The organism is Pseudomonas sp. GL-B-12, from assembly GCF_019955895.1.
Lineage (GTDB): Bacteria > Pseudomonadota > Gammaproteobacteria > Pseudomonadales > Pseudomonadaceae > Aquipseudomonas.
On sequence record NZ_JAHBCX010000001.1, the window covers coordinates 1 to 22,581 of the forward strand.

General features: G+C 60.8%; 14 protein-coding genes and 2 tRNA genes. 4 read left to right on the top strand and 12 right to left on the bottom strand.

The window, feature by feature from the left end; all coding sequences use genetic code 11:
- Window positions 1–56: 56 nt before the first annotated feature.
- The 11 genes from KGA85_RS00005 to rnr all read right to left on the bottom strand — a co-directional run bounded on the left by KGA85_RS00005 (window position 57) and on the right by rnr (window position 16,981).
- A complete protein-coding gene (locus tag KGA85_RS00005; protein WP_223461571.1) occupies window positions 57–947 on the bottom strand; it encodes a transglutaminase N-terminal domain-containing protein in 891 nt (296 codons plus the stop codon).
- Window positions 947–3,433 (bottom strand): circularly permuted type 2 ATP-grasp protein, encoded by a 2,487-nt coding sequence (locus KGA85_RS00010; protein WP_223461569.1) that lies wholly within the window; start codon window positions 3,431–3,433, stop codon window positions 947–949. The genes KGA85_RS00005 and KGA85_RS00010 overlap by 1 nt, the downstream gene beginning before the upstream one ends.
- 88 nt (window positions 3,434–3,521) lie before the next feature.
- The gene (locus KGA85_RS00015) at window positions 3,522–6,797 is read right to left on the bottom strand and encodes a DUF2126 domain-containing protein (RefSeq protein WP_223461568.1); all 3,276 of its coding nucleotides are present in this window, start codon (window positions 6,795–6,797) and stop codon (window positions 3,522–3,524) included.
- A gap of 283 nt (window positions 6,798–7,080) precedes the next feature.
- Complete coding sequence (locus KGA85_RS00020) at window positions 7,081–9,384, bottom strand: YgiQ family radical SAM protein (RefSeq protein WP_150727873.1); 2,304 nt, start codon at window positions 9,382–9,384, stop codon at window positions 7,081–7,083.
- Between the two features lie 301 nt (window positions 9,385–9,685).
- Entirely contained in the window at window positions 9,686–11,083 is a 1,398-nt protein-coding gene (gene dnaB, locus KGA85_RS00025) for a replicative DNA helicase (RefSeq protein WP_223447618.1), read from the bottom strand.
- A gap of 122 nt (window positions 11,084–11,205) precedes the next feature.
- Window positions 11,206–11,652: a 50S ribosomal protein L9 gene (rplI, locus tag KGA85_RS00030; RefSeq protein ID WP_034149636.1), complete on the bottom strand. Its 447-nt coding sequence runs from the start codon at window positions 11,650–11,652 to the stop codon at window positions 11,206–11,208.
- Window positions 11,653–11,671: 19 nt separating this feature from the next.
- A complete protein-coding gene (locus KGA85_RS00035; protein WP_223461566.1) occupies window positions 11,672–12,565 on the bottom strand; it encodes a hypothetical protein in 894 nt (297 codons plus the stop codon).
- Window positions 12,566–12,601: 36 nt separating this feature from the next.
- On the bottom strand, window positions 12,602–12,832 hold the full coding sequence (rpsR, locus tag KGA85_RS00040; protein WP_002551829.1) for a 30S ribosomal protein S18: 231 nt from the start codon (window positions 12,830–12,832) through the stop codon (window positions 12,602–12,604).
- A 28-nt stretch (window positions 12,833–12,860) separates the two neighbouring features.
- Entirely contained in the window at window positions 12,861–13,283 is a 423-nt protein-coding gene (gene rpsF, locus KGA85_RS00045) for a 30S ribosomal protein S6 (protein WP_008048087.1), read from the bottom strand.
- Between the two features lie 306 nt (window positions 13,284–13,589).
- The gene (rlmB, locus tag KGA85_RS00050) at window positions 13,590–14,357 is read right to left on the bottom strand and encodes a 23S rRNA (guanosine(2251)-2'-O)-methyltransferase RlmB (RefSeq protein WP_095946402.1); all 768 of its coding nucleotides are present in this window, start codon (window positions 14,355–14,357) and stop codon (window positions 13,590–13,592) included.
- Window positions 14,354–16,981, bottom strand: coding sequence for a ribonuclease R (gene rnr / locus KGA85_RS00055; RefSeq protein WP_223542818.1), 2,628 nt, complete (start codon window positions 16,979–16,981; stop codon window positions 14,354–14,356). The genes rlmB and rnr overlap by 4 nt, the downstream gene beginning before the upstream one ends.
- A gap of 225 nt (window positions 16,982–17,206) precedes the next feature.
- Between rnr and KGA85_RS00060 the strand changes: the two genes are divergently transcribed.
- From KGA85_RS00060 to KGA85_RS00075, 4 genes are all read left to right on the top strand, one after another.
- Window positions 17,207–17,293 (top strand) — tRNA-Leu (locus tag KGA85_RS00060).
- A gap of 167 nt (window positions 17,294–17,460) precedes the next feature.
- Window positions 17,461–17,547, top strand: a tRNA-Leu gene (locus tag KGA85_RS00065).
- 305 nt (window positions 17,548–17,852) lie between these two features.
- A complete protein-coding gene (locus KGA85_RS00070) occupies window positions 17,853–18,863 on the top strand; it encodes an extracellular solute-binding protein (RefSeq protein WP_223461562.1) in 1,011 nt (336 codons plus the stop codon).
- Window positions 18,863–20,404, top strand: a complete 1,542-nt coding sequence (locus KGA85_RS00075) for an ABC transporter permease (protein ID WP_223461560.1) — start codon at window positions 18,863–18,865, stop codon at window positions 20,402–20,404. The genes KGA85_RS00070 and KGA85_RS00075 overlap by 1 nt, the downstream gene beginning before the upstream one ends.
- A gap of 120 nt (window positions 20,405–20,524) precedes the next feature.
- Here KGA85_RS00075 and KGA85_RS00080 read toward each other — a convergent pair whose 3' ends face one another.
- The gene (locus tag KGA85_RS00080) at window positions 20,525–22,459 is read right to left on the bottom strand and encodes a methyl-accepting chemotaxis protein (protein ID WP_223461558.1); all 1,935 of its coding nucleotides are present in this window, start codon (window positions 22,457–22,459) and stop codon (window positions 20,525–20,527) included.
- Between the last annotated feature and the right edge of the window lie 122 nt (window positions 22,460–22,581).

Here is a 22,581-nt window from a genome sequence, read left to right on the forward strand (position 1 = left end):
GTCTTGAATATGAAATTGCTTTCGCGAGCAAGCCCGCTCCCACATTTTGACCTGCGTTAATCCAGTGGCATCACGGTCACACGCACTTCCGGATCATGGTTGCCCCCACCCAGAATCACCCCCCGCAACGGCGACACATCGGAAAAATCCCGGCCCCAGGCCAGGGTGATGTGCTCCAGTGCCGGTTGCACATTATTGGTCGGATCGAAGTCCACCCACCCCAGCACCGGACAAAACACCGAGACCCAGGCGTGGGACGCATCAGCGCCGATCAATCGCGGCTGGCCCGGCGGTGGCTGAGTCAGCAAGTAGCCGCTGATGTACCGCGCCGCCAACCCTCTGGAACGCACACAGGCGAGCATCAGGTGGGCAAAGTCCTGGCAGACCCCGCGCCGACGCTCCAGCACCTCCACCAGCGGCGTCGCCACCTGGGTCGCTTCGGCATCGAAAGTGAACTCGCTGAAGATTTTCTCCATCAGCGCCTGCACGCCGAGCAACAACGGTCGACCAGGTGGAAAACAGCTTTGCGAGAACTCGACGAAGTTTTTCTTCAAATGCACATACGGCGATTCAAACCGGTATCGGCAGGCTTCGAGCAATTCGGGCGACAGCGGTTGGCTGCTGTACGTCAGCGCGCTACGGGTATCTTCCCACGCCGGTGACCGATTGAAGTCCAGCACCGGCCGGGGCAGCACTTCGATCGTGAGGCTGGCGTTGACCAGCAATTCATCGTGGGGACGCTCGAACGCCAGCCGGGTCAGCGGATTGCCGAATACATCCAGTTCATCGCGACGCGAGGTCGGCTCGGGGCTGATCTGCAATTGCCGGTCGGTGCAGCGCTGCCAGGCACAAGGCCGCGGCCACAAATGTGCCAGTTGCTGAGCCAGGGACACCGGGCTGTCGTAGTGGTAATGGGTGTCGTGGAAAATCTGGTAATGAGCGCTCATCAGACAGACACCGTGCGCTGGCTGACATCGTCGACATGAGCGAAATGCCGCAGCGCCAGGCGATCGGAAACTTGACCGCTGGCGTCGGCGATTTCCTGCAGCAGCGCGGCCAGCCCCTCGATGGCGGCGCGAACACTCGCGTCGCCGAACAGCGGGTTTTCCAGGCAGCCCAGATCGAATTGCGCCAGACGCTCGACCAATTGCGGCAACGCTGCCTCACGCGGCACGCCAAAGTCATCGTTGAGGCGTTTGAGGGTGCGGGTCACCAGTTTCAACTGGAACAACACGGCGTGAGGGTTCTGCTCGTCGAGCAATAGCAGGTCGAGCACCGGGATCAGCTGCGGCACCGCCAGGTATCGAGAACGGTAGGTGATGCTGCTGTTACCCAGTTCCAGCAGCCATTCCAGCCCGGCCTGATCGAAAGCCACGGCGCCCCGCAGGAACGCCGCCAGGCTGCCGCTGAGAAATTGCAGGCGCTCGATCCGCCGGCCAATCATCAGGAAACGCCAGCCTTCGTCCCGGGTCATGTCGTCCAGGGCAAAGCCGGACAGCGCCGCCAGGGACATCACCAGACGGTTGAGGAAATCCAGCAACTCGCCGAAATCCGGCTCTTCGGTTTCCAGCTCCATGGCTTCGCGCTGCAACTCCACCAGCGCCTGCCAGTTTTCCCGCGAGAGTTTGCCGCGCACCTGTGAAGCGGCCCACTGCAAGCGTTGCAGGTTGGAACGCAGGCTGAACGGCCAGTCATCGCCGAGCAACGCCGCCAACAGGCGCTCTGGCAACTCGCCCTCATCAGGCAGCAATATCAGCCGTTCGCCGAGATCGACCGCGGCCTGCAAGGCTTGCGGGTCGTCGCCGTCGACATAGCGCGCCAGCATGATGCGCAGCAAACGGGCACTGTCATCGCAACGCTCGCAATAACGGCCAAACCAGAACAGGTTTTCCACTACCCGCGATGGCAGGTAGGGATCGCGCCGCACCAGATCATGCACGCCGATGTTGCGCTGGGCCTTCCATTGTTCGCCGCTGGGCGCACGATCGCCCAGCACCCAGGTGTCCTTGCTGGCGCCGCCACGCTGCATCGACACCACTTCGGCATCGGCTTCGGCGGCGACCCGGGTCAAGCCGCCGGGCAAGACCCGATAACCCTCACGGCTGGCCACCGCATACACGCGCATGCCGATGGCACGGGGTTGCAGTTGACCATCTTCGGCTTGCCAGATCGGCGCCTGGGACAATTGCGCGAGTTCTTGCGCGACATAGGCGTATGGCCGCGCTTGCATGCGCTCGGCGAGCTCCTGGCGCTGTTTTTCACTCAAGTCTCGGCCAAACACCGGGGCAAAACTCTGGGACGGAAACGCCGGTTTGATCAGCAACTCCGGAAGTTTCTCCAGGGCCTGGGCCAAAACCGGCGCTTCGCCGCACCACCAGGTGGCGATGGACGGCAGGATCAGCTCTTCGCCAAACAGGAATTGATTGATCTTCGGCAGGAAACCCAACAACCCCGGCGATTCCAGCACACCGCTGCCTAGGGCGTTGGCCACCAGCACCCGCCCCTGCCGCACGGCTTCCAGCAGGCCCGGTACGCCGAGGGCCGAATCGGTGCGCAACTCCAGCGGGTCGCAGAAATCATCGTCGAGCCGACGCATGATCGCGTGGACCCGACGCAGGCCACTCAGGGTTTTCAAGTAAACCGTGGCGTCGCGTACCGTCAGGTCGCCGCCCTCCACCAGCGGATAACCGAGCTGGCGAGCCAGATACAGATGTTCAAAATAGCTTTCGTTGAAACGCCCCGGTGTCAGCAGCACCACCAACGGCGCGTCCCCGTCGCTCGGGGCCTGACGGGCCAAGGTTTCCTGCAAGGTGCGGAAGAACCCGGCCAGGTGCTGCACTTTCAGATCGCGGTACAACTCGGGAAAGGCCCGGGACACAATCGTGCGGTTTTCCAGCGCATACCCGGCTCCCGAAGGCGCCTGGGTACGATCTGCCGTCACCCACCAGCGGCCATCGGGTGTGCGCGCCAGATCCACGGCATACAGATGCAGAAAGGCTCCGTCAGGCGGGCTGATGCCCTGACAGGGCCAAAGGAAGTTGTTGTGACCGAACACCAGCTCGGCGGGCAAAAGACCTTCGGCAATCAGCCGTTGCGGACCGTAAAGGTCAGCCAGCACGGCATTGAGCAATCGCGCCCGCTGAGCGATGCCGGCCGATAACTGTTGCCACTCATCGGCCGCGATGACATGGGGCAGCAGGTCCAGCTCCCACGGCCGGTCCGCGCCCTTGGGATCGGCATAGACGTTATAGGTAACGCCGTTTTCCTGAATCTGCCGGGTCAGCAGGGCCTGACGCTGCACCAACTGCGCCGGCGTGCTGCGTTGCAACTGCTCGAACAGCCGGCGCCAGTGCGCTCGCACGGCGCCACTGTCGTCGAGCAGTTCGTGATAGGTGCCCGCCGTCAGCGGGTAGCGGTCTAGCAGGTCAGGCATGGAAAACTCGGCAGACAGCAATGATCGGTCAGACTAACGCAGGCTCGTGACGCCCGGATATACGAAAAATCCGAGCGTCGCGTACGGTTTAGAAACGTCGTAAATCGAGTGTCATCGGCAACTCGTCGCTGATTTCCAGATTGGGTACAGGAATTTTTCCCGGCGTGTGTCCGATGCGGAAGAAGCGCGCCATTCGCCGGCTCTCCGCTTCATTGGCGTTCACCGGCAAGCTGTCGTAGTTGCGCCCGCCCGGATGGGCGACGTGGTACTGGCAGCCGCCCAGCGAGCGCTGCATCCAGGTATCGAGCAAGTCGAACACCAGCGGCGCGTGGACCGGGATGGTCGGTTGCAGACAGTTGGCCGGTTGCCAGGCACGAAATCTCACCCCCGCGACGAATTCGCCTACACGCCCGGTGGGCTGCAATGGCACCGGAATGCCGTTGCAGGTCAGCAGATAACGCTGGGGCGGCAAGCCGCTGAGCTTGACCTGCAAACGCTCCAGCGACGAATCCACGTAACGCACCGTACCGCCCATGGCGCCCTCTTCGCCCAGCACGTGCCAGGGTTCGAGCGCCTGGCGCAGTTCCAGTGCAATGCCGCTGACGGCGTAGTCGCCAACCTTGGGGAAACGGAACTCCAGATGCGCGGCGAACCATTCGGCCCGCACCGGATAACCGGCGGCGTTGAGGTCGACGATGACATCGGCGAAGTCTTGCTCGATAAAGTGCGGCAACAGGAAGCGATCGTGCAGCTCCGTGCCCCAGCGCGCCAGTTTCGGCGGTGCATAAGGCTCGCGCCAGAACCGCGCAACCAGCGCCCGCAGCAACAATTGTTGCGCCAGGCTCATGCGCGCATGGGGCGGCATCTCGAACGCACGCAGCTCCAGCAATCCGAGGCGCCCGGTGGCACCGTCCGGCGAATAGAGTTTGTCGATGCAGAACTCGGCGCGGTGGGTGTTGCCGGTCACATCGATCAGCAGATTGCGCAACAGCCGGTCCACCAACCATGGCGGACATTCTTCACCCGCTTCTGGCATCTGCGCGAAAGCGATCTCCAGTTCGTACAAGGCATCGTTGCGTGCTTCATCGACGCGGGGCGCCTGGGACGTCGGGCCGATGAACAATCCGGAAAACAGGTAGGACAGCGAGGGATGGTTGTGCCAGTAGCTGATCAGGCTGCGCAGCAGATCCGGGCGACGCAGAAACGGCGAGTCCCCCGGTGTCGCGCCACCCAGCACGAAATGGTTACCGCCGCCCGTGCCGGTATGCCGGCCGTCGATCATGAATTTCTCGGTGGTCAGCCGGGTCTGACGCGCTTCTTCGTAGAGGAATTCGGTGCGCTCGACCAACTCATCCCAGGTCGCGGACGGCTGCACGTTGACCTCGATCACCCCCGGATCCGGGGTGATGCGCAAGTTGCTCAGGCGTGGATCGCTCGGCGGCTCATAGCCCTCCAGCAACACCGGGCACATCAGCTCCTCCGCGGTGGCTTCGATGGCAGCGACCAGTTCGAGGTAATCCTCGACCCGCTCCAGCGGCGGCATGAACAGATACAACCGGCCTTCCCGCGCCTCGGCGCAGAAGGCGGTACGGGTCAGCCAGTCGGCGGATTCGTCGATCTTCGGTGCGCGCTCTTGTACCTCGGCAGCTTCGCTTTGGCTTTGCAGTTGCGCGGTGTCGGGCAGCGGCGGGAAGTCTTGATTCGGGTCTTGCGGATGGATGAACGGATATTCCGCCGCTTTCACCCAAGGCTGCGAGCCCAGCGGCAAGCGATAACCCAACGGCGAGTCCCCCGGCACCAGACGGCAGTGCTCGTCGCGCAGATACCAGCGGCCGCTCTGCCACTGGTCGCCCTTGGCGGTGCGCGCCAGCGGCAGGACCTGGCCGATGACCTTGTCCAAACCTTGACTGAAGACCTTGCGCAGACGCTCACGCTCCAAAGGCTCTTCCAGACGCGAGTCTTCGGCGCTGACGTTTTGCGGCAACATCCCTTCGCGCCAGAGGTAGTAAAAATTGTCTTCGTAGGCCGCAAACACAAAGCGTGTCGGAATCTTCAGGCGTTCGGCGACACTCGCCAGAAAACGCCCGGCCAGCGCGCCATCGGCTCCGTAGTCTTCCTGCTCGTCGGCGATCAGCGCGCTGTTGTGCCAGATCGGCACGCCGTCACGGCGCCAGTAGCAATTGAGCGACCAGCGCGGCAGTTGCTCGCCCGGGTACCACTTGCCCTGCCCGAAATGCACCAGCCCCTGAGGCGCGTAGTGCTTGCGCATGCGCTGGAACAGTTCGGCGGACAACCGCCGTTTATCCGGCCCCAGTGCCGCGGTATTCCACTCGGCACCGTCCGGGTCATCGATGGACACAAAGGTCGGCTCGCCGCCCATGGTCAGGCGCACATCGCCCTCCAGCAAGTCGGCATCGATCTGACGGCCCAGGGTTTGGATCGCCAGCCACTGGTCGTCGGTGTAGGGCTTGGTGACCCGTGGTGCTTCCCAAATCCGCTCCACGGACATTTCGTGGCTGAATTCGCACTCGCAGGGTTCCACCAAGCCACTGATCGGTGCCGCAGAGGACGGATCGGGACTACAGGCCAACGGAATGTGTCCTTCACCGGCAAACAGCCCGGAAGTCGCATCCAGGCCGATCCAGCCAGCACCGGGCAAGTACACCTCGCACCAGGCGTGCAGGTCGGTGAAATCCACTTCGGTGCCGGACGGGCCGTCGAGACTTTTGACGTCGGCGGTCAGCTGGATCAGGTAGCCCGACACGAAACGCGCCGCCAGCCCCAGGTTGCGCAGCAGTTGCACCAGCAACCAAGCGGAGTCACGGCACGAACCGGAGGCCTGGTCGAGGGTGTGCTCAGGTGTTTGTACGCCGGGCTCCATGCGGATCAGGTAGTCGATGTCTTCGCTCAGGCGCTGGTTGAGCGCGACGAGAAAGTCCACGGCGGGCAACGGCGTGCGGTCTATGCCGTCCAGGTAGGCCTTGAACTTCGGCGTCAGGGGCAAGGTTTCCAGGTACGGCGCCAGCTCCTTGCGCTCATCCGCGGCATAGGCGAAGGGGATTTTTTCCGCGTAGGGTTCGAGGAAGAAGTCGAACGGATTGAAGATCGCCATTTCTGCCAGCAAATCGACCTCGATTCGCAATTCCTCGGTCTTCTCCGGGAACACCAGCCGCGCCAGGTAATTGCCCTGAGGGTCCTGTTGCCAGTTGATGAAGTGCTGTTCGGGGGAGACTTTCAGCGCATAGGACAGAATCCGCGTGCGGCTGTGAGCGGCGGGACGCAGGCGTACGATCTGCGGGCCGAGCTCGACAGCGCGGTCATAGCGGTAATGGGTGATGTGGTGCAATGCGACATGAATCGACACGGCGTGCCTCCTGCGAGCCTTAAGCGTATTGGAAAGCGCGCAAGACTTATGCCATCCAGCAGCGCTGGCGCTTTCTTCGGTTGCCTGAGGCAGTACAGCACCAAAATCGGGCGATGCAGGAAAATGGTTTGTATCGATTGCACGTAAATGTGGCGATCAACCAAAAATTGGTTGGCAATTCCGGCCTCTTCGCGAGCAGGCCAGTAGCTCCAGTACATTTTTTCAAGCCTTGAATGCAAAACGCCAACCCGAAGGTTGGCGTTCTGTTCAGCTCAAGCGAGGCTTAGCGCGGCACGACCGGCTTGCGGGTCGGTTTGGGGCCCTTGCCCTTGGCCGCATCCTTGCGCTCCTTGGCCGCCTGCTGGTTGCGGGCGAACGCCGCAGCCTTGGCCTGTTCGCGCTTGTCCCACGGGTTGCCGCCATCGCTGGCACGTGGTGGCAGGCCGGTATGCTGGGTCAGGATCTTGGTGGTCTTTTCCCCTGCAACCTTGTGGCTGCCGGCCGGCGTCGAGTTCTTGCGACGGGCGCTCTGATAGCTGTCAGTCGACGGCTGGTGCAAAGGAATCAACTGGTTCTTGCCCGGCCCGATCAGGTCGGCGCGGCCCATGCGGGTCAGTGCTTCGCGCAGCATCGGCCAGCCTTTCGGGTCGTGATAACGCAAGAACGCCTTGTGCAGACGGCGCTGCTCTTCGCTCTTGACGATGGTCACCGCGTCACTCTTGTAGGTGACCTTGCGCAGCGGGTTCTTGCCCGAGTGGTACATCGCGGTGGCGGTGGCCATCGGCGACGGGTAGAACGCCTGCACCTGGTCGGCACGGAAGCCGTTGCCCTTGAGCCACAGGGCCAGGTTCATCATGTCTTCATCGGTGGTGCCCGGGTGAGCGGCGATGAAGTACGGAATCAGGTACTGCTCCTTGCCCGCTTCCTTGGAGTACTTCTCGAACATGCGCTTGAACTTGTCATAGCTGCCGATGCCCGGTTTCATCATCTGGTTGAGCGGACCTTCCTCGGTGTGTTCCGGGGCGATCTTCAGGTAGCCACCGACGTGGTGGGTCACCAGTTCCTTGACGTACTCCGGCGATTCGACCGCGAGGTCATAGCGCAGGCCGGAAGCGATCAGGATCTTCTTCACGCCCGGCAACTCACGGGCGCTGCGGTACAGCTGAATCAGCGCCGAGTGGTCGGTATTCAGGTTCGGGCAGATGCCAGGGAACACGCACGATGGCTTGCGGCAGGCGGATTCGATTTCCGGGCTCTTGCACGCAATGCGGTACATGTTCGCGGTCGGGCCGCCGAGGTCGGAGATCACGCCAGTAAAGCCCGGGACCTTGTCACGAATCTCTTCGATTTCGCGAATGATCGACTCGTGGGAACGGTTCTGGATGATCCGGCCTTCGTGCTCGGTGATCGAGCAGAAGGTGCAGCCGCCGAAGCAGCCACGCATGATGTTCACCGAGAAACGGATCATGTCGTAGGCCGGGATCTTCTCCTTGCCGTACGCCGGGTGCGGAATGCGCGCATAAGGCATGCCGAACACGTAGTCCATTTCTTCGGTGGTCATCGGAATCGGCGGCGGGTTGAACCAGACGTCGACTTCACCGTGCTTCTGCACCAGCGCGCGGGCATTGCCCGGGTTGGTTTCCAGGTGCAACACACGGTTGGCGTGGGCATAAAGCACCGCATCGCCACGGACTTTTTCAACCGACGGCAGACGGATTACGGTCTTGTCGCGAGTCATACGCGGGCTGGCCAGGATCTGTACGACCTTGGCTTCCTGCGGATCCTCGACCGGACCCTTCTCCTGCTCGATGGCGCAGGCCTGTGTGTCCTGGGTGTTCACATACGGGTTGATGATCTTGTCGATCTTGCCCGGACGGTCGATGCGCGTGGAGTCGACTTCGTACCAGTCTTTCGGCGTATCACGTCGGATGAATGCGGTGCCGCGCACGTCGGTGATGTCTTCGATCTTGTGACCGAACGACAGACGCTGGGCGACTTCGACGATCGCACGCTCGGCGTTGCCGTAGAGCAGAATGTCGGCGCAGGCGTCGATCAGGATCGAGTTGCGGACCCGGTCCTGCCAGTAATCGTAATGCGCGATACGGCGCAGGGATGCTTCGATACCGCCGAGCACGATCGGCACGTGCTTGTAGGCTTCCTTGCAGCGCTGGCTGTAGACCAGGCTGGCGCGGTCCGGACGCTTGCCGGCCAGGCCACCCGGCGTGTAGGCATCGTCGGAACGGATTTTCTTGTCCGCGGTGTAGCGGTTGATCATCGAGTCCATGTTGCCGGCCGCGACACCGAAGAACAGGTTCGGCTCGCCGAGCTTCATGAAGTCGTCTTTGGACTGCCAGTTCGGCTGGGCAATGATCCCGACGCGGAAGCCCTGGGACTCCAGCAGCCGGCCGATGATCGCCATGCCGAACGACGGGTGATCGACGTAGGCATCACCGGTAACGATGATGATGTCGCAGGAATCCCAGCCGAGCTGATCCATCTCCTCCCTGCTCATGGGCAGGAACGGCGCTGGCCCGAAACATTCGGCCCAGTACTTGGGATAGTCAAATAACGGCTTGGCTGCTTGCATGTCGATAACCGGTGTTGGCTTTCATTGAATTTCGCGGGCGCGGAATATAGCACAAATTTTGACCAATTCCGACGGCTATGGTCGGAAATTGGTGGGAGCTGTTTTAGTGCAGCTCCCTTGAGCAACACACAACCCCTGTGGCGAGGGGGCTTGCCCCCGCTGGGTTGCGAAGCGACCCCAAAACCTGCGGTCGCCATTCTCCAGATGAAACGAGTTGGCTGATTTACGACCGCTTCGCAGCCGAACGGGGCGGTGCGGCGTCCCGACAAGCCCCCTCGCCACAAGGGCCCTGCGTCAACAGTTACTCGTCGTCGTCGAAGTTGTAACTGCCCGGCGCCAGGTTCTCGAAGCGGGTGTACTTGCCGATGAAGGCCAGGCGGATAAAGCCGATCGGGCCGTTCCGCTGCTTGCCGATGATGATTTCAGCAATGCCCTTGTGCTCGGTTTCCGGGTGATACACCTCGTCGCGATACACGAACATGATCACGTCGGCATCCTGCTCGATCGCTCCGGATTCCCGCAAGTCGGAGTTCACCGGACGCTTGTTCGGCCGCTGCTCCAGGGAACGGTTGAGCTGGGACAACGCCACCACCGGGCATTGGAATTCTTTCGCCAGGGCTTTCAGGGACCGGGAGATTTCGGAAATCTCGTTGGTCCGGTTATCGCCACTGGAACCCGGGATCTGCATCAGTTGCAGGTAGTCGATCATGATCAAGCCGACTTCGCCATGTTCACGTACCAGACGGCGGGTCCGGGCGCGCATTTCCGATGGGCTGATGCCGGCGGTATCGTCGATGAACAGCTTGCGGTCATTGAGCAGGTTGACCGCCGAGGTCAGGCGCGGCCAGTCGTCGTCTTCAAGCTGACCGGAACGGACCTTGGTCTGGTCGATACGACCCAGGGAAGACAGCATACGCATGATCAGCGATTCGCCTGGCATCTCGAGGGAGTAAACCAGGACGGCCTTCTCGCTGCGCAACACGGCGTTTTCCACCAGGTTCATCGCAAAGGTGGTTTTACCCATGGATGGACGGCCAGCGACGATGATCAGGTCGGACGGTTGCAGGCCGCTGGTTTTCTCGTCGAGGTCGGTGTAACCCGTGGACAGCCCGGTAATGGCGTTGTCGGTGTTGAACAAGGTGTCGATACGGTCGATGGCCTTGGTCAGCAGGTCATTGACGCCCACCGGGCCACCGGTTTTCGGTCGGGCTTCGGCGATCTGGAAGATCTGCCGTTCAGCCTCGTCGAGAATCTCGGCGGCAGTGCGACCCTCAGGGTTGAATGCGCTGTCGGCGATTTCGGTACTGATACCGATCAGTTGGCGCAACGTCGCCCGCTCGCGAACGATCTGCGCATAGGCCTTGATGTTGGCGACGGACGGGGTGTTTTTCGCCAATTCGCCGAGGTAGCCGAGGCCGCCGACTTGCGAAGTCTGACCTTCCTTGTCCAGTTGCTCGGACAGGGTCACGACGTCGATCGGCATGTTCTGATCGGCCAGCTTGGCGATCGCACGGAAGATCAGACGGTGGTCATGTCGATAGAAATCGCCGTCGGAGACTTGATCGAGCACACGCTCCCAGGCGTTGTTGTCCAGCATCAGACCACCGAGCACGGCCTGTTCGGCCTCGATGGAATGCGGCGGCACCTTCAGCGCGGCGGTTTGCAGATCGTATTGCTCAGGAGCGGAGATATCGTTCATGGCCTCTTGATTCTTGGTGATAAAAAGCAGGGGGTTCAGAAAGACAAAGGGCACGACCTGTAAACAGGATCGTGCCCGATGTTACCGGCAAGCACCCGAGGGTGCCAGCCGACAAGTGCTGCTTAAGCTGCTACCACGACAACGCGTACGGTGGCTTCAACTTCGGCGTGCAGGTGCACGGCTACGTCGAATTCGCCTACGTTGCGGATGGTGCCGTTCGGCAGACGAACTTCGCTCTTCTGCACTTCAACGCCGGAGGCGGTCAGTGCGTCAGCGATGTCGTGAGTACCGATCGAACCGAACAGCTTGCCTTCGTCGCCAGCGGTGGCAGTGATGGTCACTTCCAGCTCGGCCAGTTGGGCAGCGCGGCTTTCAGCCGACGATTTACGATCTGCTGCAGCTTTTTCCAGCTCAGCACGACGCTCTTCGAACGCAGCCAGGTTGGCTGGGGTCGCAGCGGTAGCTTTGCCGTAAGGCAGCAGGTAGTTACGACCGTAACCAGCCTTAACGTTCACTTTGTCACCCAGGTTGCCCAGGTTGGTGACTTTTTCCAGAAGGATCAGTTGCATGTGAAAATCCTCTTAACTTTTAACCTTCACCGTTCGCGTTATCGGCATCTTTCGGTGCCGAACGACCGCGAAAATCAATCAGGCTGTCGACGATGGCCAGGACCACCAGCAACGGATAGATCAGTTGCATGAACAGCAACAGCGTCACGTACAACCCCACCAGCCAGAACCTGGCCAGTCGCTTCTGCGCCACCAGCCCGTGAATCAGGGCCAGCCCGGCGAACACCAGCGGTACGCTGCACAACGGCGTCAACATGGCCATCTGTGAACCGAGATTCGGCCCCAGAAGCATGCACGCCAGCAGCAACATCGCCGGCAACAGCGAGAAGCGGATGGCGCGAAACTCGCGACCAAAACCGCCCGGGTTGTACAACAACGCCTGCCAGTAGCGCCCGACAAGCAGGCTCAGCAAGCTGACGATTTGCAACAACGCCGCAATCAGGCCGGTCAGGACCGGTGCAATCAGGGACGCGAAACGCGCTTGTTCGTCTACCGACAATTTCTGGTAGACATCGCCGAGTAGCGACGGCATGACTTTGATCAAAGCCTGCGCCAGCATCTCGATCTGGGGAGCAAAAGCTGTCCCCAACACCACTGAAAACACCACTCCCATCGCTATGCTGACCAGCAGCACGCGGTTCCAGGACTCGCTTGCGCGCAAAACCAACGCAAGGCTCGCAGACCCCAGCAGCACCAGAAGTGCCCGTGGGTCGTCGGAGTACAGCCACCAGGCCAATGCCGGCAGCAGTCCCAGAGCAAGAACGCCCAGGGCGTCCCTCAATCCGCGCCGCAGGAGCACAAGGCATCCGGCGGCAGCACCCAACCAATACAACAACGGCATCGCCGCGCATCCAGCCACTACCAGAGTGGCCTGCATACGGCCGCGCATGATGAACTCAGCTATGGCCCGCATGCATTCAATCCTTTGCTACGTGTCGACTGCCCGGTCTCAGCGGCCGTGGCTGTCGGTGTAGGCCAGCAGGGCCAGGAAGCGGGCGCGCTTGATAGCGGTGGCCAGCTGACGCTGATAACGAGCTTTGGTACCGGTGATGCGGCTTGGAACGATTTTGCCGGTCTCGGATACGTAGGCTTTCAGAGTGTTGAGATCTTTGTAATCGATCTCTTTCACGTCTTCAGCGGTGAAGCGGCAGAATTTACGACGACGGAAGAAACGTGCCATGTAATTGGCTCCTTAAAAGGTCCGTGGATTACTCGTCAGCGTTATCGCTGTTGTCGCTGTCATCACTATCAGCGCTTTCAGCGCCTTCGTGCTCAGGACGGTCGCGACGCTCACGGCGCTCACTGCGGTTTTCTTCAGCCTTGAGCATCTCGGACTGGCCGGTAACGGCTTCGTCGCGACGGATGACCAGGTTACGGATCACTGCATCGTTGTAGCGGAAGTTGTCTTCCAGCTCGGCCAGGGCCTTGCCAGTGCACTCAACGTTCAGCATCACGTAGTGAGCCTTGTGAACATTGTTGATTGCGTAGGCCAGTTGACGACGGCCCCAATCTTCCAGACGGTGGATTTTGCCGCCGTCTTCTTCGATCAGCTTGGTGTAACGCTCAACCATGCCGCCGACTTGCTCGCTTTGATCCGGGTGGACCAAAAAGATGATTTCGTAATGACGCATGAATGCTCCTTACGGGTTGTAGCCTGCCGCTCAAAAGCGGTCAGACAAGGAGTGAATGACACTTATGGACTTGCGGACGCTAGACACGTTGGTGCCTGCCATCACAGCAAGGGGCGCAATTGTAGAGAAGGGGCGAGGGAGGCGCAAGGTAATTGGTGATTATTTGAACAGCCACCAATTCATGCCTCGCCAAAAAACACTGTAGGAGCGGGCTTGCCCGCGAAAGCGGCATTACATCCAACATAGTTGCTGAATGTTACTCCGCCTTCGCTGGCAAGCCAGCTCCTACATTGGGGCGCGTGTGGATCAGGACTTCTTGGCAGCAGCCTTGGCCTTGACGCTACGCTGACGCTGCGCTTCGAACAGGCAGACACCCGTCGCCACGGAAACGTTGAGACTGCTGACGCTACCGCCCATCGGCAGGTTCACCAGATAGTCGCAATGCTCGCGGGTCAGGCGACGCATGCCCTTGCCTTCGGCACCCATGATCAGGATGGTCGGACCGGTCAGATCCTGGTCATACAGGCTGACCTCAGCTTCACCGGCCGTACCGACAACCCACAAGCCGCGCTGCTGGAGCTTTTCCAGGGTGCGCGCCAGGTTGGTCACGGCAACCAGCGGAATCACTTCCGCCGCGCCGCAGGCGATTTTTCGTACAACCGGAGTCAGGGTCGCCGACTTGTCCTTCGGCACGATCACCGCCAGCGCACCCGCCGCATCGGCGGAACGCAGGCAAGCGCCGAGGTTGTGCGGATCGGTCACGCCGTCGAGCACCAGCAACAACGGCGCGCCGTCGGTGCGATCGAGCAGCTCGTCGAGCATCGCCTCACCCCAGACCTGGCTCGGACTCACGTCCGCGACCACACCCTGGTGCACGCCTTCAACCCAGGCGTCCATTTCGCGGCGCTCGGCCTGGCCGACCTGGACCCGGTTTTCGTTGGCCAACTCAATCAGCGTCTGGACCCGAGGGTCATTGCGACCTTCGGCCAACCAGATCTGCTTGACGCGTTTCGGGTGGTGACGCAACAACGCTTCTACAGCATGTACGCCGTAGATCTTTTCCAACTGACTCATGGCTTGGCCTTAGGTTTACGCGCCCCGCCACTCTTGGCTGGAGCCGAGCCCGCTTTTGGCGGACCTTTACGATGTTTGCTCGGTTTGGCTGGCTTGCCGCCGACGGCCTTGTCAGGCGTCGACCGACTGGTCTTTCCCCCAGACGCCGCTTTACCGCCGCTTTTCGCACCGGCCAGCAACGCCTGTTTCATTTCACGGCTTTTGCGCACTTCGGCGTTTTTCGCCGCTGCATCGCTCGGGCGATAGGCTTCGACAGCCTTTTCCTTGGCAGGACGACGACCGGTTTTCGCCGGGGGCGGTTCTGCTTCGACTTTCGCTGCGGGTGCTGTGCTTTCAGTGCCACGCTTCTTGCGGCCGATCGGCGCGCTGATGGTTTTTTCGGCCATCTCGAAGTCGATCTTGCGCTCGTCGAGGTCAACGCGCATGACCCGCACTTCCACGGTATCACCCAGGCGGAAGCTGCGACCGGTACGCTCACCGGCCAAGCGGTGGTGCACAGGATCGAAGTGGTAGTAATCGCCCGGCAGCGCGGTGACGTGCACCAGGCCTTCGACGTAGATATCGGTCAGCTCGACGAACAGACCAAAACCGGTCACGGCGGTGATCACACCCGGGAACGATTCGCCCACGCGATCTTTCATGAACTCGCATTTGAGCCAGTTCACTACGTCGCGGGTCGCTTCGTCGGCTCGGCGCTCGCTCATCGAGCACTGCTCGCCGAGTTGCTCCAGGGCCGCTTCGTCGTACGGATAGATGCGCGCTTTCGGAATGGTCATCGCACCAGCACGGCGAACGTGCGGGGTGTTCTGCTTCGAATGGATCACGCTGCGAATCGCCCGGTGCGTGAGCAAGTCGGGGTAGCGACGGATCGGCGAAGTGAAGTGCGTGTACGCCTCGTAATTCAGGCCGAAGTGGCCCTGGTTATCGGCGCTGTACACCGCCTGGCTCAACGAACGCAGCATGACGGTCTGGATCAGGTGGAAATCCGGGCGATCCTTGATACCGGCCAGCAGTGCCTGGTAATCCTTCGGTGATGGACCATCCTTGCCTTTGTGCAGGGACAGGCCGAGCTCGCCGAGGAAAGCGCGCAGTTTTTCCAGACGCTCCGGTGGCGGACCATCGTGAACGCGATACAGCGCCGGGATTTCGTGCTTCTTCAGGAACTCGGCGGTAGCCACGTTGGCCGCCAGCATGCATTCCTCGATCAGCTTGTGCGCGTCGTTACGTATAGTCGGACGGATTTCGGCAATCTTGCGCTCGGAACCGAAGATGATCCGGGTTTCCTGAGTTTCGAAATCGATCGCACCACGCACATGGCGAGACGCCAGCAATACCTTGTACAGCGAGTACAGCTGCTTGAGGTGCGGCACGACGTCGGTGTACTCGCCACGCAATTTGCGCGCTTCGGTAGCCTTCGGCGTTTCCAGCATGGCGCTGACCTTGTTGTAGGTCAGGCGCGCATGGGAGTGGATCACCGCTTCGTAGAAGCAGTAGTCGGTCATTTCGCCGGTTTTGGAGATGGTCATCTCGCAAACCATGGCCAGACGATCGACTTGCGGGTTCAGCGAGCACAAACCGTTGGACAGTTGCTCAGGCAGCATCGGAATCACGCGCTCGGGGAAGTACACCGAGTTGCCGCGAACCTGCGCTTCGGCATCCAGTGCCGAACCGAGCTTTACGTAGCTGGATACGTCGGCAATCGCCACGTACAACTTCCAGCCGCCCGAGAACAGGCGCAGCTTGCCCGGACGGGCCTCGCAGTAGACCGCGTCATCGAAGTCGCGGGCATCTTCGCCGTCGATGGTAACGAACGGAAGATGACGCAGGTCGATGCGCTTCTCTTTGTCTTTCTCTTCGACTTCCGGCTTGAGCTTGCCGGCTTCCTTGAGCACGGCGTCAGGCCAGACGTGAGGAATGTCATAGGTACGCAGGGCAACGTCGATCTCCATGCCCGGCGCCATGTAGTTGCCCACGACTTCAACCACGTCGCCTTGCGGCTGGAAGCGTGGCGTCGGCCAGTGAGTGATCTTCACTTCGACGAACTGACCGATCTGCGCGTTGGCATTACGACCCGGCGTCACCAGCACTTCCTGCTGGATCTTCGGATTGTCGGCAACCACGAAACCGATGCCGCCCTCTTCGAAGTAGCGACCTACGATGGTTTCGTGAGCGCGGGACACCACTTCGACGATCATGCCTTCGCGGCGACCACGACGGTCCAGACCGGAAACACGGGCCAGCGCACGGTCACCATCGAACACCAGACGCATCTGCGCCGGGCTCATGAACAGGTCGTCACTGCCGTCGTCCGGCACCAGGAAGCCGAAGCCATCACGGTGACCGCTGATGCGCCCCAGGATCAGGTCGAGCTTGTCCACCGGCGCATAAGTGCCGCGACGGGTATAGATGAGTTGAGCATCGCGCTCCATGGCGCGCAGGCGGCGGCGCAGGGCTTCGATCTGGTCTTCTGTGGTCAGACCAAACTCTTCGACCAGTTGCTCGCGGTTAGCAGGCGAACCTCGATCAGCAAGGTGCTGAAGGATCAGTTCACGGCTAGGAATAGGGTTTTCATATTTTTCCGCTTCACGAGCGGCCTCGGGATCGAGGGACTGCCAATCGGCCATTAGAGAGTTTTCACCTTGTCTATATGCGGGTTAGTTTGGCATAGGCTTAATGAAACGGGAAATTTCAGGCTAAGACGACCCATCTAAAGCCCTGTATCGACACCGCAAAGCTGTTTATAAGACCGCTGACGAAATTTTCCAGGTTTTTTTGACCCTGGGGGTTTACAGTTAAAAAGACGCTCCGTATAGTGCGCGCCATCGACGACGGACAACGTTGCCGATACTGCCCAGATGGTGAAATTGGTAGACACGCCAGCTTCAGGTGCTGGTGACCGCAAGGTCGTGGAAGTTCGAGTCTTCTTCTGGGCACCAATTTTGAGCTTGAGATTAGTTCAATTTCAAGGCTCACACAAAAACCCGCGAAAGCGGGTTTTTGCATTTTGGACCACTGGTTTATTATTTTTAGAATCAGGGGTTTACAGATCAAAATGCTCTCCGTATAGTTCGCCACATCAACAGCGGCAACGCTGAAGATGAATGCCCAGATGGTGAAATTGGTAGACACGCCAGCTTCAGGTGCTGGTGACCGCAAGGTCGTGGAAGTTCGAGTCTTCTTCTGGGCACCAATTCAAATTCAAGGCTACGGCCTTGGATTTCACAAAAACCCGCGAAAGCGGGTTTTTTGCGTTTCTGGCCTCCCAAAAAACATCCCGAGACCTGTAGGAGCGAGCTTGCTCGCGATGGTCTTGAACAATGACGCGTTCCAGCTGGAAAACACGCCGCCTGCAAATTCATCGTGAGCAAGCTCGCTCCTATAAAGGACGCGAGCCTATTAGCAAACATATGCCAGCTACCGCAAGGCGCATTTGAGAAACAATATCGTTTATCATTGTTGCAAGTTTTTGCAATGCGACAGTGAGGAACCCTGCGAATGATGTTTCGAAATACCCTGCGCCGCGGCTTGACCATTACCCTGCTCGGCCTGGCACTCGCCACTCCCCTCACCCAAGCCGCCGATCCGGTTGCCCTGACCCTCTACAACGGCCAGCACAAAGAAGTCGGCGACGCGGTCGCCAAGGCCTTCGAAGCCAAGACCGGGATCCACGTCAATGTGCGCAAAGGCAGCAGCAACCAGCTCGCCAGCCAGATCGTCGAAGAAGGCGATCGCTCCCCCGCCGACGCGATCTACACCGAAGAGTCGCCGCCACTGAACAAACTTGGCGAACAAGGTCTGCTGGCCAAGGCGGATGACGCTACGCTGGCCGTTCTCCCCAAGGAATACGTCGCCGGCAACGGCACCTGGATAGGCGTGACTGCCCGGGTTCGCGTTGTCGCCTTCAACCCCAAGCTGATCGATGAAAAAGACTTGCCGGCATCGGTGATGGAATTCTCCAACCCAAAGTGGCAAGGCAAAGTCGGCTTCGTGCCTACCAGTGGCGCCTTCCAGGAACAAGCCGTCGCGATCATCAAGGTGCACGGCATGGACGCCGCCGAAGAATGGCTGACCGGGCTGCGCGCATTCGGCAAGACCTACAGCAACAACATGGTTGCCTTGAAAGCGGTGGAAAATGGCGAAGTTGCCACCGTGCTGGTCAACAACTACTACTGGTTCGCCCTGCAGCGTGAAAAAGGCCAGCTCGACTCGAAACTGCATTACTTCACTGGCGGCGACGTCGGTGGACTCATCACGGTTTCCAGTGCTGCCGTGCTCAAATCCAGCAAACACCCCAAGGAAGCACAACAATTGCTCGCCTACATGGCTAGCGAGGAAGGCCAGCGCGTGATCACCCAGACCACCGCCGAATACCCGCTGCACAAAGGCATGGAATCTGATCGCGGGCTCAAGCCATTCAGCGAACTGGAAGCACCAAAAGTCACGCCTGCCGACCTCGGCAACGCCGAACAAGCGCTGGACCTGGAACGCGACGTTGGCCTGAATTGATGGGTGCCTCACTGTACGCGCCACGGCGCAGGCGGCCGTCTATCTGGCTGATACTGCCCGTGTTGCTGCTGGTGGCGCTCAGTCTCCTGCCGCTGCTGTATGTCGGCCTGAAAGCCTGGCAGGCGGGCTGGGCAGAAGCACTGCATTTGCTATGGCGACCTTATGTGTTCGGCTTGCTGCGCAACACGCTCGCATTGATGATTGGCGTCACCGTTGTTTGCGGGGTAATCGGCTTGTCGCTGGCCTGGTTGCTGGAGCGCAGCAATCTGCCGGGCCGACGATTGTGGGGCGTGATCCTCTGCTTGCCGTTCGCCGTTCCGGCATTTGTCAGCAGCTTCACCTGGGTTTCCCTCAGCGCTCATTTCGAGGGACTTGGCGGGGCTATCCTCGTGATGAGCCTGTCCAAATACCCGCTGATTTTCCTGCCCGTGGCGGCAACGCTGCGCAACCTTGACCCGTCCCTCGAAGAGTCCGCGCGCACGCTGGGGCAGAATCGTTGGGGGGTATTTTTCAAGGTCACCCTGCCCCTGCTCTGGCCTTCGCTGCTGGCGGGTTCGTTGCTGATTGCCCTGCACATGCTGGTGGAGTTCGGCGCCTTGTCGATCATCGGCCTGCAAACCTTCACCACGGCGATCTATCAGCAGTTCGAGTTGGAGTTCAGCAATGCCAACGCGGCGATGCTCTCCGCCGTACTGCTGATGTTGTGCCTGGCACTGCTGTGGCTGGAGCTGCGCGTGCGCGGCAAGGGTCGGCACGTGCGCACCGGCCAGGGCGCGGCACGACGCGCGGAACAGGTTCAACTGGGTCCCTGGGCTGTGGCGGGACAGCTTTATTGCCTGCTGCTGGCAATCATTGGCAGCGGGATTCCGCTGGGGATGCTGGCCTACTGGTTGGCGGTAGGATCATCGGCCGCCTTTCCCGTGACGGCAATCGGCGAAGCATTGCTGTCATCCCTAGCACTGTCGCTGGGTGGCGCTGCACTGTGCCTGGTGCTGGCAGTGCCGGTCGGCCTGCTGGTCGTGCGCTACAAAGGCCAACTGGCGATCTGGGCCGAGCGCCTGCCGTATCTGCTGCACGCCCTGCCGGGGCTGGTCATTGCCCTGACCCTGGTGTATTTCGCCCTGCATTACGTGCCGATGCTTTACCAGACTTCGGCATTGCTGCTGATTGCCTATGCCCTGCTGTTTCTGCCGCTGGCCCAGGCGCCGATCCGCACCGCCCTGAACAAGGCGGCACCGCAACTTGAGGAGGCGGCTCGCACATTGGGAGCCTCGTCATTCCGTGCGTTCTGTCGAGTGACACTGCCAATCATTTTTCCGGCGCTGGGCGCGGCTTTTGCCCTGGTGTTCCTGGATGCGATGAAGGAGCTGACAGCGACCTTGCTGTTGAGTCCCACCGGGCTGAACACCCTGGCGACGGAAGTCTGGGCGCATACGGCGAATGTGGAGTTTGCGGCGGCGGCGCCTTATGCAGCGCTATTGATATTGGTGTCGGGGTTGCCGGTCTATTTGCTGACGACCCGGATGTATCTGAGCCGCTAAAACCGCTTTCGCGAGCAAGCCCGCTCCCACAGTGGTCCTCTGTCGAACACAAATATGATGTTCACGAAGGGCCAATGTGGGAGCGGGCTTGCTCGCGAAGGGGCCGGCACAGACAATAGATCAAGCCCTGAACTGCCCCAGGCTCGCCTTCAACTGCGCCGCCAGACCATCGAGCACCTTGCCGCTCGCCGTGGTCGCCACAACGGCTTGCGCCGCCTTCTCGGCCTGGGCATGAATGGTCTGGACCCGCCCCCGCACTGCCTGCGCACCCTGAGCCTGATGCGCCGCGGCCTGGGTAGCCAGACCGATCGCCGCATGCACCTGCTCGACCGATGCCTGCACCGACTGCTGCAACCGCGCACTGTCACGCAGCACCAGCAAACCCTCACTGGCCTGGCGCCCGGCCTGACCAATCGCCGCTACCGCCTCACGCGCACCTTGCTGCAACGCCACGATGTGCGCCTGAATATCGCCAGTAGAGCTCTGCGTCTTGCTCGCCAGCGCCCGCACCTCATCAGCCACCACCGCAAACCCGCGCCCGGTCTCGCCGGCACGCGCCGCCTCAATCGCCGCGTTCAGCGCCAGCAGGTTGGTCTGCTCGGCGATGCCGTGAATCACCGTCAGTACCACCTCAATCTGCTCACTTTGCTGCGCCAGGCGCTCGATGACTTGAGCCCCGGTATTGACTTGACCGGCCAACTCCTCGATCAGGCTGCCGACTTTCGCCGAGGTCCGGGTGTTTTCGTCAGTCGCCTGACGGATGTCCACCACCTGCTTCAGCGCCGCCTGCATGGCGTGGCTTTCCGACTGGGCCTCATCAGCCATTTGCGACAGCGCACGCAAACTCTCCGCCACCTCGTCGCGCTGCATGCCCGCCGCTGCATCGGCACCGGCATTGCGCAAGGTCATCGCACCGATTTCCACACCGGTACGCTGGGCCACATCGCCCGCCTCGCGCACGATCGGCTGCAACTTATCCACAAAGCGATTGACCGCCGAGGCCATGTCGCCGATTTCATCCTTGCTGTTGATCTGTACACGCTTGGTCAGATCGCCCTCGCCCGCCGCCAGGTCATCCATGGCTACGATCAGCATTTTCAGGCGATTGACCACTCGGCGACCGAGCACCACCGCCAACAACAGCAGGACACCGAAACCCACCACCGCCAGACACACGCCGATGCGCCAGCGCAATGTTGCAGCGGCTTCCTGTACGGTGCTGGTGGTATTGGCCTTCATTTCAGCCGCCGTGGACTGCGCCGACTGCAGACGCGAGCGCATGGCCGTTGCGCTGTCGGCGGCCGCGCCTTTGAGGCTGTCGCCCACCAGTTGATCGCTGCTGGCGATCAACGCCGAGAAGCGCTTGTCGAGGGCCACCAGATCAGTCTCCACCGATGCAGTCGAGACCCCCATCAGGACCTTGCCGATTTCTACGCCGTTAGGATTGATCGAGGCCTCGACGTAGAACACCGACGGATCGTTCTTCGCCGCATCCAGCACCTTGTCCAGCGCACGCTCGCCCTGGCCTTTTTCCAGCAGCGCCTTGTTGATCGGGTTTTCCCGGTTGAGGTAGCGCGTCAGGTGCTGGCCGGTGGCGTCGTCATACACCACGAACAGTACATTGGGATTGCGCTGGGCCCGGCGGGCGAACTCGGAAAGTGTCGGAACGTCGCTGTCCCACATGGCGCGGGGCGCGACGGAAGCCAGAAGCTGCGCCATGTCGCTGGCGGAGTCCTTCAGGTCCTTTTCCAGGGTCGAACGCAATTGCGCCTGCTCTTGCTCCAGACGCGAGGACAAACCGGCTGTCAGGCGCTGACGCGTACTGGAAGAGAGACTGTCGAGGCTCGACGTGACTTCGCGCCCTGCCTGCTCAAGCTCAGCGGAAAGCTTTTGACTGTCCGCACCCAGGCGCAGGCCCAGATCGGCCTCCAGCGCGGTCACCGTGCTCCGGGTCAGAGCAACAGCCACCAGCACCTGCACCAAAAGGGCGATACCAAGGGTAACGAACACAGGCCGCAACAAACGGCTTTGTAACAACGAGAGAACGGCCGACATCTGAAATCCCTCTGCTTTGGCGCCATTAAATTGATAGCACGCCGGAAGCAATGCTTTTTTTAATGTTCACAGCAAAGGTCATGCCGCCCGACAGGCATAAACGACAAAGGCCCCAATTAAGG